A 12,017-nucleotide genomic window follows, 5' to 3' on the forward strand; every position below is an offset into this window, starting at 1 on the left:
CAACAACAAAAAAGGAGGTATGGCAATGCCGATACCTCCAAGGACACACAGGGGTTGAGAACCTCCGGCAAGGCCGGAGGTTCTCGTTAGTGCTCTTCGGCCGCTTTCACACCCGGCGCTTCCGGGTCTGCGGTAAATCCGATCAGTTTGGTGCGCTCAATCAGGAAATACAGCACCGCACCGGTGGCCAGGCCCCAGCCCGCGCCATAAACCGCCAGCACCACACCCATGGTGCCGGCAATACCGCGTTCGGTGTTGTTCTCCAGCTGCTCCAGGCCCACCATCAGGCAGATGTAACCGGTCAGCAGCAGGGTCAGTGACAGGGCAATCGGGAGTACCGGCTGGAAAAAGCTCACCAGCGGCAACATGAATACGGCAATGAAACCGGTGATCCAGAAGGTACCGCCACCACTGTAGATGGACTCCATGGCATTGCGGCCATACTTGTAGCGCTCCGCCATGGTGGCCGTGACCGCTGTCCAGATCGGGCCTGCCAGACCCGGATACGGAGCGAAGAAGGCATGGCCACCATTACGAATGGCTGTGACCAGGTGTACACGGTCAATGCTGTTGTCAATGTCTTCATCCTTGCGCAGATGGTCGACACGGCTCATCAGGGACTGGCCGACAACAATGTCACCGAAGGCAATGACATAGGCAATCACTGCGGTCGGGATGGCGTACATGAACACGCTGGCATCCGGGAAACCAACCGTGAACGGCAGGTAGTTCCAGAGCTCATCAAACGCCGGCTTGGTGATGCCCCACTCCACCTCGGGTACGGCATACTCGCCGGTGGCAAAGCCCACGACGATGGCGACGACCATCCCGGGCACCATGCCGTAGTTGGCAATCTTGCGGGCAATGTTGCTGCTGTCCACAAAGCCCTTGAAGGAAACGGAGAACATCAGGTACAGGCACACCAGGCCACCGACAATGAGCGATATGGGGGTTTCCGCCAGGCGGCCACCGGCCTCGATTTCACCCATCAGCGCGGCTATACCGGCGCCAATGATAATACCGCCCTTCATGGACCGGGGAATCAGCTCCACCAGCTTACTGCCAAGGCGGGTTATCCCCAGCACCAGGAAAATAATGAACACCAGGAACTGCAGGGCAAACAGGGCCTGGATGGCCTCGGGGCCGGGCTCGTAATCGCCCAGGAACAGAAGCACCACAGGAATACCCGGGGTAATCCAGCCAGGTACCAGGGGGACACCCAGCAGCGCTGGCAACATGAAGCCAATACCACAGATCACCACATAGGCAAGGGCGACGTCGTAGGGCACGCCAAGGTATTTTTCCAGCAGTGGAATCATCGCCAGGCTGACCACGAACATGATCAGGGCCTGCACCATTTCCGCAAATTCCCAGCGGTAATGGACAAATGGCAGTCGGACTTTGAAGGGGCCTGCAGGCCAATACGGCTGCTCTTCCCCGTTTTTGCGTTCATACAATTGCATAACAGAAGTCTCCTGGCGCGGGGTATTCCGCGCCTGATGTTGTTTTTGTGGTCTTAGCCGAGTTCTTTCGCCTGGTCTCGCAGGACGAACTTCTGGATCTTGCCGGTGGAAGTCTTCGGCAGCTCCGTGAACACGATGGTTTTCGGTACCTTGAAGCGGGCCAGGCGCTCACGGCAGAACCCGATCAGGTCCTCTTCGCTGACATCGCCGGCCTCAGGCTTCAGGGTGATGAACGCACAGGGCGTCTCGCCCCACTTCTCGTCCGGACGCGCCACCACGGCGGCCTCCAGCACTGCAGGATGACGGTACAGGGCATCTTCCACTTCAATGGTGGAGATGTTCTCGCCGCCGGAGATGATGATGTCCTTCAGGCGGTCCTTGATTTCCATGTACCCGTCTTCGTGCCACACCGCCAGGTCGCCGGTGTGGAACCAGCCGCCCCGGAAGGCTTCTTCCGTGGCCCTGGGGTTCTTCAGGTAGCCTTTCATCACGGTATTGCCGCGCAGGAAAATCTCGCCAATGGTTTTGCCGTCCTTCGGCACCGGCTCCATGGTATTGGGGTCGCCTACCATGGTGCCCGCCAGGGTGTGGTAACGAACGCCCTGACGCGCCTTGATGGTGGCCCGCTCATCCAGGGTTTTTTCGTCCCATTCGGACTTCCAGGCACACACGGTCACCGGACCATAGACTTCTGTCAGGCCATACACGTGGGTAATGGCAATGCCCATTTCCTCGATGGCGCCGATAACCTGGGCGGGGGGAGCTGCACCGGCGGTCATCGCCTTCACTTCGTGGTCGATACCCGCCTTGGCGGATTCCGGCACGTTCAGCAGAGCGTTAAGGACGATCGGCGCACCGCACATATGGGTGACCTGGTGGTCACGGATCAGTTGCAGGATTTTCTCCGGGTCCACCCGGCGCAGGCACACATGGGTACCGGCCAGAGCGGTGACGGTCCAGGGAAAGCACCAGCCATTACAGTGGAACATGGGCAGCGTCCAGAGATAGACCGGGTGCTGGCCCATGGACCACACCGCCTGGTTACCCAGGCTGTTCATGTAGGCGCCACGATGGTGATAGACAACGCCTTTCGGATTACCGGTAGTGCCGGAGGTGTAGTTCAGGGAAATCGCATCCCATTCATTACCCGGCAGGCGCCACTGGTAATTCGGGTCACCCTCCTGCAAAAAGGCCTCGTAGTCGAGATCGCTTACCCGGGTGCCTTCGCCGTACTCCGGATCATCCACATCGATCACCAGCGGCTTTTCGTTCAGGCGACTGACGGCATCGCGGACCACATCGCCAAACTCACGGTCGGCAACCACCACTTTGGCCTCGCCGTGCTCAAGCATGAAGGCAATGGCTTCTGCGTCCAGACGTACATTCAGGGTATTGAGAACCGCCCCGATCATGGGCACACCAAAGTGGCACTCCACCATGGCCGGTATGTTGGGCAGCATCACCGCCACGGTATCGCCCTGGCCAATGCCACGGCCGGCCAGTGCAGAAGCGAGCCGGCGACAACGCTCGTAGGTCTGGCTCCAGCTGTAGCGGATAGCACCGTGAATCACCGACGGATACTCCGGGTACACACTGGCGGTGCGCTCGATAAAATCGATGGGGGACAGAACAGAATAGTTGGCGTCGACAGGCTCCAGGGCCTGATCAAAAATCGAGGTCATTGGTGTGGTCCTTTGGCTTCCATTGTTCTTATGGTGTATTCAGTAAGTACGCCGGAAAAGCTATACTCATGGCTGGCGAAAATGGTATTAAATAGCAACATTACTAGAAATTACACCAACGTATTATAGTATTACTACTATACAATGGCTGGCCAATGACAATAATATCCACAGTCCCGGTCTTTCAGCTCCCTGAATGCGATCCGGAAGCCGGGCTTGTACTGGGCCCGGACAGCACCATTCTGGCGAGCAATCCGGCGGCAAAGATGCTGGCCCGGGAAGCAGGCACAGAAGAGATTGCAGGCCTGTTACCAATCAACACACAGGCACTGATCAACGCCAGCGTCAGCCAGGGGCGGGCCATTGAGGGCGTGGAATGCCACCTGCCCGGTATCGCTCTGCTCTGGACATTCATTCCCGATCGGGCCTCCGGCCAGGTTCTCGCCCGTGGCAGAAATGCCACTGATGAGCTCCGCAAACTGAACGAAGCGACCCGCTGCAGCCGCCTTTACCGCCTGATCACCGAAAACACCACAGACCTTATTTCCCGTCACGCCCCGGATGGCCGTTTTATCGATGCCACTCCGGCTTCCTGGCGATTACTGGGGTACTGGCCGGAAGAACTGCGAGGCAAACCCCTGGAAGACGTGTTTCGCAGCAGCTCCATTCACGATGAACTGGAAGAAGCACGCAACAGGCTGCGGGACGAAGGCTACGCCACCCTGACCCTCGAAATTACTCACCGGGATGGCAGCCGGCGCTGGTTTGAAATTGCCAGCAGGGCCATCCGGGAAACCTACACCGGAGCGGTGATCGAGGTGGTGAGTGTGTCCCGGGATATAACGGCGCGAGTTGAATCGGAAGAAAACAACCGGCGGTTGGCCGACGAGCTGGCGCACACGGCCCGGCTGGCAACCCTTGGCGAACTGGCCTCGAGTATCGCCCACGAAATGAACCAGCCATTGGCCACCATCGTGAATTTTGCCAGCGCCAGCCAGCGCTACCTGAAACAGGCACAGGAACACCCCGAATGCCTGGAACGGGTGGACGACGGGCTCCAGCGCATTACCCACCATGCCAATCGTGCCTCGGAAGTGATCAGACGTCTGCGGGCGTTTTTGAGCAAGGGCCAGAAACGAACGGCTCCGATCAGCATTAACGATACCGTTACCAACGTCCGGCGCCTGTGCCAGTGGGATGCGGACAAAAACAACGTGGTCATACGGACTCGGCTGGCCGAAAGCAATCCGGTGATCACGGCCGACCCGGTGTTGCTTGAGCAGGTCCTGATCAACCTGGTGCGCAATGGTATCGACGCCAACCTGGAAGCCCGTGGCGGCAATGACACCGCCTCACGGATAACCCTGACAACCTGCGTGACACCGGAACGGGAAACCCTGATCGAGGTGACCGACCAGGGTACGGGACTGGATAACGAGGGCCTGCGGCAAATGTTTACACCCTTCTACACCAGCAAACCCCAGGGGCTGGGCCTGGGGCTTTCCATGAGCCGCTCCATTATCGAGGGTTTTGGCGGATTCCTGGATGCAAAACCGGCCGAAGGCAGCGGGCTGGTGCTGGTCTGCCGGTTTCCCCCCGCCCTTTCCCGCACAAATACACCAGACGATCCCCGGGGAGACACACCAGAATGAGTGAACAACCCAATACGGTCTACGTGGTGGACGACGACGCGGGTATGCTGGAATCCACCCAGTGGTTACTCGAGTCCGTGGGCTTGCAGGTACGCCCTTACGCCGATGGGCGCCGGTTTCTGGAAGCGGTGGAACCGGAGCAGACCGGCTGTGTGGTGCTGGATATCCGTATGCCCGGCCTCGGCGGGCTGAACGTTCAGGAGGAGTTGCAGAAACGCGGCTCGCAGTTACCCATTATCTTTGTTTCCGGCCATGCGGATGTGCCCATTGTTGTCCGGGCGTTCAAGTCCGGAGCCTTTGATTTTATTGAAAAGCCCTTCAATGAACAGCTTTTGCTCGACAGCGTTCAGCAGGCCCTGCAGCAGCACCAGGCCACCAGCACCCGGCAACAGGGCGACGCTCAGACCGATGCCCTGATAGCCTCCCTCACCCGCCGGGAACGGGATGTATTCCTGCCACTGGCCCAGGGTTACACCAGCCGGGAAATTGCCGAGCAGCTGGACGTGGGCATCAAGACCATTGATCTTTACCGGGCGCGGGTCATGAAGCGACTGGGCGTGGAGCGGGTGCCGGATGTTACCGGCATCGCCATCGCCGCCGGCCTGCTGGACCCACTGGAGCTGAGAACAAGGTAAGTCCGGGGCTCAGGATTCCGACGCCAAAGCGGTTGCAATGGCACCCAGGCGGGCAACCGCGTGCTCGATCCGCTCACTCCATGGGTTGGCGCCATTGAGCCGCAGGCAGTTTTGGTATTTGTCGGTTGTGGAGAACATCAGCCCCGGAGCCACATTGATGTTTTCCTCCCGGGCCCGGCGGTAAACCTCCGTTCCGGACGTCTTGCCCGGAAGCTGAACCCAGAGCACGAAACCACCCTGTGGGCGGCTGACAGCGGTGCCCTCCGGAAATGACCGCCCCACCGCAGACCGCATCCGCTCGGTAGCCTCGCGAAAACGTGGCCGGACCGAGCGCAGGTAACGGTCATACCCCCCCTGCTCCAGGAAACGGGCCACCGCAAGCTGCGGTAGACTCGCGGTTCCCAGATTACTGAAATACTTCTGCTGGCGCGCCTCGGCCAGATATTTTCCAGGCATCATCCAGCCCAGGCGCAGCCCCGGCGAAATGGTTTTTGAAAACGAACTGCAATAGATCACATTGCCGGTACGGTCGAAGACCTTTGCCGGTCTCGGCCGCTCGCCGGTGTGGAAAACATCACCATAGATATCGTCTTCAATGAGCGGCACACCGGCCCGCTCCAGCATCGACACCAACTGCTGCTTACGCTCATCCGGCATCCGCGCGCCCATCGGGTTGCTGTGATTGGGGACCACCACGCATGCCTTGACCGGCCATTGCTCCAGCGCCAGTTCCAGCCCCTCCAGGCTCATCCCTTCGGACGGATGCGTCGGCACTTCAATCACTCTGAGCCCGACAACATCCAGGGCCTGAAGAATGCCCGGAAACGAAGGCGACTCAACCACGACGATATCCCCGGGTGAAGTCACTGCCTTCAGGGCCAGAATGATCGCCTCCTGCGCACCGTTGGTGGCGATAATATCGTCGGGTGTGACCATGACACCCAGGGCCGCCATCCGCTGGGCCACCTGGCGGCGATATTCAATCTTGCCCGGAAAGGCATAATCCAGGGATTCCAGCCCACGCCTGGCCGCCCACAAGGTCGCCTGCTGGATCTGCCGGACCGGCAGGAAATCCGGGTGCGGCACTGCGGCCGCCAGCGGGACCATGCGCTTCTGCTCGTCGGCACACAGGTCCAGCGTCATCTCCCGGGCGCTCACCGGCATGGGTTTGGCCCTGTGTTGCTGCATCACCGGTTCGGGCATATCCCGCCTGGGCAGATGCACAAAATAGCCGCTGCGTTCCCGGGCTTCCAGATAGCCACGGGCCTCCAGCGTCTGGTGGGCCTGAAGTACCGTCGAAACGCTCACACCAAACTGCCGGCTCAACGCCCGAACACCGGGCAGCCGCTCCCCTTCGCGATAAACCCCGTCACGAATCAGCGCCTGCAACTGGTCTGCCACCTGGTTATAGAGAATGCCCATGACCTTATCCTGCCATATCCATCAAGCGTAACGGCGGTACAGATTGCCGGAATCCTGACCGGTACAGATGCAGATACCGTGGATCTGTACCGGTTCAAAACCACAATATCTGAATCTGTTATGGTTGTCTGCAGCGGCGGAGAATGGTGATCAGCGTCCGGAAGAAGGAGTTTCACCATGACCGCACTGAACCGATTACAGCCCCACCCGCTGACAGAGATACCACCGGCCAGCCGCAGGGACTTGCTGGGCGTTGGCCACAACCACGACCTGGCCCCGATGACCATCCACACCGCCCGGAAGTGGCTGGAGAACCTCGGCTTTGAAATGCGCCTGGTCAAATCCGAACACTGGATCATTACCCACTCGAAAGCTCTGCCAGAGCTTCACTTCTACAGCGCCGTGGAACTGAGCCAATTTGCCGCCCACCGGGCACACCGCTACGCTGACACGTTCACAAGGGAGGAGTCATGAAAACATTACCGATCTACCAGGTCGACGCGTTTACCAGCCAGGTTTTTGGTGGCAACCCCGCTGCCGTTATGCCACTGGAAGAGTGGCTGCCAGACGACACCATGCAGAAACTGGCACTGGAGAATAACCTCTCGGAAACGGCCTTTCTGGTTGCCCTTCCCGACCATGCAGAAGAAGACTTTCACATACGCTGGTTCACACCAACGGTAGAAGTTCCCCTATGCGGCCACGCCACCCTGGCCAGCGCCTGGGTCGTCTTCAACAAACTGGGCTGGCAGCAAAAACAGATCCGCTTCCAATCCAGAAGTGGCCCCCTGGGCGTGCAAATGAAGGACGATGGCTGGCTGGCGCTCGACTTCCCCAACCTACCTTTTGAAGCACGTCCCACACCGGATCTGATCCGCAACGCACTGGAAGGCACCCAGGACACGTCCTTTTTCGTGCCCAACGACACCAACTACATGGTCGTCCTGAAAGACGAAGCCTCGGTAAAAGCCGCCCAGCCCGACATCCGCAAGCTCCGGGAACTGGGCAACCAGGGCGTCATCATCACCGCACCGGGCAACAACTGCGACTTCGTCAGCCGCTACTTCGCCCCCGGCGCCGGTATCGACGAGGACCCGGTCACCGGCTCCATCCACAGCGTGCTGGTGCCCTACTGGGCGGAGAAGCTTGGCAAAAGCACGCTGCTGGCGAATCAGGTGTCTGCCAGAGGAGGCGTACTGCGCTGCGAACTGAAAGGCGACCGCGTAGCCATAGCCGGCCAGGCGGCTTTCTACATGGAAGGCTCCGTTCACCTGCCCTGAAACCCCGGCAAAAATGTATACTGCGCCGAACAAACGCAAAGCGGCAGGCAACACAGATGTTCGGCAAGGCACGGGTTGAGGGTGGTCAGGGATCGTCAAAAACAGGGATGTTTTTGTCGAGCGTACACGGACGTATTCACCGCGTATCCCTGACCACCCTCAACCCGTGCCGGAACTCCAAAGCATGAAAGAACAGAACTACGACGTCATCATCATAGGCGCCGGCGCAGCAGGCCTAATGTGCGCATTAACGGCGGGCTATCGCGGCCGCAAAGTCCTGGTCATCGACCACGCCAACAAACCCGGCAAGAAAATCCTCATGTCCGGCGGCGGCCGCTGCAACTTCACCAATCTCAACAGCACCCCGGCCAACTTCCTCTCGGACAACCCCCACTATTGCATCTCCGCCCTCAAACGCTACACCCCCCAGCACTTCCTGGATCTGGTGGAGCGCCACGGCATCGAACACGAGGAAAAAGCCGCCGGCCAGCTTTTCTGCAAGGACAGCAGCAAGGAAATACTCAACATGCTGCTGACCGAGTGCGAATGGGCCGGCGCGGAAGTGCGGCTGAATACCAGCGTCAGAACAATCAGCTCCACCGACAACGGCTACCAGCTGCAAACCAACGCCGGTGCCCTGAACTGCGAATCCCTGGTAGTGGCGTGCGGCGGCCTGTCCATTCCCACCATGGGCGCCACCGGCTTTGGCTACGACATTGCACGACAATTCGGCCTTACCGTATTGCCCACCCGGGCGGGACTGGTGCCCTTCACCCTGCACCCGGAGCTGAAACAGCAACTCGCCCCTCTTTCCGGTGTCAGCTGCCCGGTGGACGTACACTGCAACAACGAACACTTCCGCGAACCCATGCTGGTCACCCATCGGGGCCTGAGCGGACCGGCCATGCTGCAGATCTCCAGTTTCTGGCATCCCGGCGACAGCCTGAGCATCAATATGCTCCCTGCTACCAATATCGGGCAGGATCTGTATCAGCTCAGAAAAAGCAGACCGCAATCCACCCTCGCCCAGTACCTGATGCAACACCTGCCCAAGCGCTTTGCGCAGGCCCTGAATGACCTCCACGGCTGGTCAGGACCGCTGCAGGAATACAAGAACAGTGACATCGAAAAAGCGGCCCGTGCCCTTGGCCAGTGGGCCATCAAACCCGCCGGCACCGAAGGCTACCGGACCGCCGAAGTAACACTGGGCGGCGTGGACACGCGCCAGCTCTCATCCAGGACCATGGCGGTTATTGAACGACCGGATCTGTACTTCATTGGAGAGGTGGTGGATGTCACCGGTCATCTTGGCGGGCACAACTTTCAGTGGGCATGGGCGTCCGGCGTGGCGGCCGGCAGTGTTGCCTGACCAGCCCGGACAATCCTAGAGATACTTCTCGACAGGCAACCACGACAGGAAACGGGACTCGACACGGCGCCACCAGCCAACCGTAGGCTCGCTGGAATACACCTGCTCATCGCTGCGCCATTGCAGGTCTCCGCCATCGTCCAATGACACTTCCCAGCTGTTACCGGGTGCCATGACAGAGCGGATGTCATCCGCCACCTGCCCTGCCAGTTCCGCACTGTGAATGATCAGCACCGTCTCGCCGTTCAGGTAAATGGAACGAAGATTGACATTGAAAGACCCCACCACCAGCGTGCTGCGGTCGAACACCACGGACTTGGAGTGCAGGCTGACCTCTCCCGTCGAACAGACCGCATCCCTGCTCAGCCACTGCTGGCACGCCTCCGCGTCTGGCCTGAGTTCGTAGATTCGCATCCCCTGCCCGAGCATGTAAGGGCGCCAGCGGGCATAACCGGCATGGTTGGTGACCAGGTCGTTGGAGGCCAGTGAATTGGTCAACGCAGATACCTGCAGCCCCTGGCGGTCGTCGATATCAAGTAGCTGCAACTGCTCCGAGGTGAGGATCAGGTAGGCGGACTCGATCAGGATTTCCCGGGTAGCAGCCTCTGCCAGTTTTTGCAGTGCTCTGGCACTTCGTCTCGGAGCTTCGGCCGGCTCTTCCATGGTTTCAAAAGGGTAGTCGAACACCAGCTCGCCGGAGGCCAGTGTCATCTTCTCGAACATCCCAGTAAGTTCCGTCCTGCCCTGCTCAAAGTCCACAGGCGCCGGCACCGGCAGCCGGCCCTGTGTTGTGGCCTGGCGCCGAAGCCTGTCCATGGTGGCAGCCAGGTCTCCCCCGGCGGGAGTACCCGGGTACAGCGTGGCCACGGGATAGGCCCAGGGGTTGTTCCAGTAGGCCTGAAAATTGTCCGTCATTCCGCCAACCACCGGACCAAGCGCGAACACGTCGCGGTCCCGGAAATAGCGGCCGGCATCAAAGCCGAAATACTCATCGCCGATGTTGCGGCCGCCAACAATACCCGCGGTACCATCCACCACGAACGTCTTGTTGTGCATGCGGCGGTTGATACGGTCGAAGTCCAGCAGGAAGGATACCCATCGGCCCCAGCCACTGCGGCTTCTGGCGGGATTGAAGATGCGGATATCAATGTTCGGATGGGTATCCAGGGCGGCAAACAGCTCACCGATGGTTCCGGCATTGAAATCATCCAGCAGCAGCCTGACCCGTACCCCACGGTCCGCAGCCAGTAACAGTCGCCCGGCCAGATACTGCCCCGACGGGTCGTTGCTCCAGATGTAGTACTGCGCGTCGATGCTCTGTTCTGCCGCTTCGATCAGCGCCGCACGATAGAGAAAGGCGTCCTGGCCGGAATCCAGCATGTAAAAACCGGACTGGCCATTCGTACCGGCCAACCTTTGCCTGGACTGGGTGGAAAGAAAGCTGTCGTTGTTTTGCAAGGCTTCCCCGACTCCCGGGTGTGTCACCGGTGGCAGACTGCCAGCACATCCCGTCAGCATTGCCATCAGCACCAGGAACCAACCGCCTGACGCCGGGAGCATGGCCGGGGAACGCCGGCACAATGGCATTAACGCAGGATCACCAGAGGTTTTCTGGCGGTCTTGAGCATTGTGGTTGTGGTGCTTCCCACCAGGAACTGGCGAATCCGCGAATGCCCGTAAGCGCCCATGACCAGGATATCGATATCGTGCTCTTCCTGATATGCATGGAGGGTGGGCTCCACATCACCGGCGCGGATGGCCAGGGTAATGTCCGAACCGAGCCCGCCGAGCATCTTTTCGGCTTTCCGGAGCTGCTCCCGGCGGTCACTGGTATCCGCACCGATCATCACCAGGTGGATCGGCATACCCTTGAGTACCGGGCTGCCGGCCAGCAACTCCACACCCTTGAACGCGGTGGCACTGCCATCAAACGCCAGCATTGCGCTTTTCGGCTGCTGGTATTCGTCCGGTACCAGGAGAATCGGCCGGTGGACACTGCGGATCACGGTTTCCAGCTGGCTGCCCACATGCACGTCCCGGTCAGAGCTGCTTTCGCCATGAAGCCCCATTACCAGCAGACGGGTCTGGTTCTCCAGGGCCAGCAGGGACTCGGTAAGGTCGCCGTGGCGCTGACGCTTGATGATGTCGTCGATTCCCAGGGTCCGGATCCGGTCCTCGGCCTCGTCCAGCATGTGGTGGCCATGCTCCAGGGCCAGTTTCGATCGCTTCCGGTCCAGTTCGGCCAGCTCGTCCATCAGCTGCTCACGGCTGCCCAGACCAATGCTGCCGGCCAGGTCCGGTTCCATCGGATAACGCTCCTCATCCAGAACATGCAGAAGCGTGACAGGGGTTTCCATATGCTTGCTGGCCCAGGCTGCGTAATCACAGACTGCCGGTGCGGCCCTGGAACCATCGATACAGGCAACTACTCGTAACATCTTAACCTCGCCCTGGTGATTGTTATGGTTGTTATTCTGGCCGGGTTCGTTGGTGAATTCCTTGGCTTGTGTCATA

The 12,017-nt window shown here is 59.7% G+C and carries 10 protein-coding genes; 5 read left to right on the top strand and 5 right to left on the bottom strand.

The window, feature by feature from the left end; translation table 11 throughout:
• Positions 1–86 precede the first annotated feature (86 nt).
• Complete coding sequence (locus tag HLUCCO03_RS13320; protein WP_027831384.1) at positions 87–1,463, bottom strand: solute carrier family 23 protein; 1,377 nt, start codon at positions 1,461–1,463, stop codon at positions 87–89.
• Positions 1,464–1,516: 53 nt separating this feature from the next.
• Complete coding sequence (locus HLUCCO03_RS13325; protein WP_027831383.1) at positions 1,517–3,145, bottom strand: acyl-CoA synthetase; 1,629 nt, start codon at positions 3,143–3,145, stop codon at positions 1,517–1,519.
• Between the two features lie 155 nt (positions 3,146–3,300).
• Here HLUCCO03_RS13325 and HLUCCO03_RS13330 point away from each other — a divergent pair, with 155 nt between their 5' ends.
• On the top strand, positions 3,301–4,797 hold the full coding sequence (locus HLUCCO03_RS13330; RefSeq protein ID WP_027831382.1) for an ATP-binding protein: 1,497 nt from the start codon (positions 3,301–3,303) through the stop codon (positions 4,795–4,797).
• Positions 4,794–5,432 carry a response regulator gene (locus tag HLUCCO03_RS13335; RefSeq protein WP_027831381.1) on the top strand — a complete coding sequence of 213 codons (639 nt, stop codon included), beginning with the start codon at positions 4,794–4,796 and terminating at the stop codon, positions 5,430–5,432. Before HLUCCO03_RS13330 ends, HLUCCO03_RS13335 begins: the two co-directional genes overlap by 4 nt.
• Positions 5,433–5,441: 9 nt before the next feature.
• Here the strand turns inward: HLUCCO03_RS13335 and HLUCCO03_RS13340 are convergent, their stop codons facing one another.
• Positions 5,442–6,854, bottom strand: coding sequence for a PLP-dependent aminotransferase family protein (locus tag HLUCCO03_RS13340; protein ID WP_027831380.1), 1,413 nt, complete (start codon positions 6,852–6,854; stop codon positions 5,442–5,444).
• Between the two features lie 177 nt (positions 6,855–7,031).
• Here HLUCCO03_RS13340 and HLUCCO03_RS13345 point away from each other — a divergent pair, with 177 nt between their 5' ends.
• From HLUCCO03_RS13345 to HLUCCO03_RS13355, 3 genes are all read left to right on the top strand, one after another.
• Positions 7,032–7,328 (top strand): hypothetical protein, encoded by a 297-nt coding sequence (locus tag HLUCCO03_RS13345; RefSeq protein WP_036197358.1) that lies wholly within the window; start codon positions 7,032–7,034, stop codon positions 7,326–7,328.
• A complete protein-coding gene (locus tag HLUCCO03_RS13350) occupies positions 7,325–8,134 on the top strand; it encodes a PhzF family phenazine biosynthesis protein (RefSeq protein ID WP_027831379.1) in 810 nt (269 codons plus the stop codon). The genes HLUCCO03_RS13345 and HLUCCO03_RS13350 overlap by 4 nt, the downstream gene beginning before the upstream one ends.
• Before the next feature lie 184 nt (positions 8,135–8,318).
• A complete protein-coding gene (locus HLUCCO03_RS13355) occupies positions 8,319–9,503 on the top strand; it encodes an NAD(P)/FAD-dependent oxidoreductase (protein ID WP_027831378.1) in 1,185 nt (394 codons plus the stop codon).
• A 15-nt stretch (positions 9,504–9,518) separates the two neighbouring features.
• Here HLUCCO03_RS13355 and HLUCCO03_RS13360 read toward each other — a convergent pair whose 3' ends face one another.
• Together HLUCCO03_RS13360 and HLUCCO03_RS13365 are read right to left on the bottom strand one after the other, a co-directional pair.
• Positions 9,519–11,063 (bottom strand): phospholipase D family protein, encoded by a 1,545-nt coding sequence (locus HLUCCO03_RS13360; RefSeq protein WP_051603803.1) that lies wholly within the window; start codon positions 11,061–11,063, stop codon positions 9,519–9,521.
• A 26-nt stretch (positions 11,064–11,089) separates the two neighbouring features.
• Entirely contained in the window at positions 11,090–12,016 is a 927-nt protein-coding gene (locus HLUCCO03_RS13365) for a universal stress protein (RefSeq protein WP_036197353.1), read from the bottom strand.
• Between the last annotated feature and the right edge of the window lies 1 nt (position 12,017).

The sequence above is a fragment of the Marinobacter sp. HL-58 genome (assembly GCF_001314605.1).
Lineage (GTDB): Bacteria > Pseudomonadota > Gammaproteobacteria > Pseudomonadales > Oleiphilaceae > Marinobacter.

What these genes read in the sequence shown, in the direction of transcription:
- HLUCCO03_RS13350 (WP_027831379.1), top strand. Translation starts at nt 7,325, where the DNA reads ATGAAAACATTACCGATCTACCAGGTCGACGCGTTTACCAGCCAGGTT.
- HLUCCO03_RS13320 (WP_027831384.1), bottom strand. Translation starts at nt 1,463, where the DNA reads ATGCAATTGTATGAACGCAAAAACGGGGAAGAGCAGCCGTATTGGCCT.
- HLUCCO03_RS13365 (WP_036197353.1), bottom strand. Translation starts at nt 12,016, where the DNA reads ATGACACAAGCCAAGGAATTCACCAACGAACCCGGCCAGAATAACAAC.
- HLUCCO03_RS13335 (WP_027831381.1), top strand. Translation starts at nt 4,794, where the DNA reads ATGAGTGAACAACCCAATACGGTCTACGTGGTGGACGACGACGCGGGT.
- HLUCCO03_RS13360 (WP_051603803.1), bottom strand. Translation starts at nt 11,063, where the DNA reads ATGCTCCCGGCGTCAGGCGGTTGGTTCCTGGTGCTGATGGCAATGCTG.
- HLUCCO03_RS13340 (WP_027831380.1), bottom strand. Translation starts at nt 6,854, where the DNA reads ATGGGCATTCTCTATAACCAGGTGGCAGACCAGTTGCAGGCGCTGATT.
- HLUCCO03_RS13330 (WP_027831382.1), top strand. Translation starts at nt 3,301, where the DNA reads ATGACAATAATATCCACAGTCCCGGTCTTTCAGCTCCCTGAATGCGAT.
- HLUCCO03_RS13325 (WP_027831383.1), bottom strand. Translation starts at nt 3,145, where the DNA reads ATGACCTCGATTTTTGATCAGGCCCTGGAGCCTGTCGACGCCAACTAT.
- HLUCCO03_RS13355 (WP_027831378.1), top strand. Translation starts at nt 8,319, where the DNA reads ATGAAAGAACAGAACTACGACGTCATCATCATAGGCGCCGGCGCAGCA.
- HLUCCO03_RS13345 (WP_036197358.1), top strand. Translation starts at nt 7,032, where the DNA reads ATGACCGCACTGAACCGATTACAGCCCCACCCGCTGACAGAGATACCA.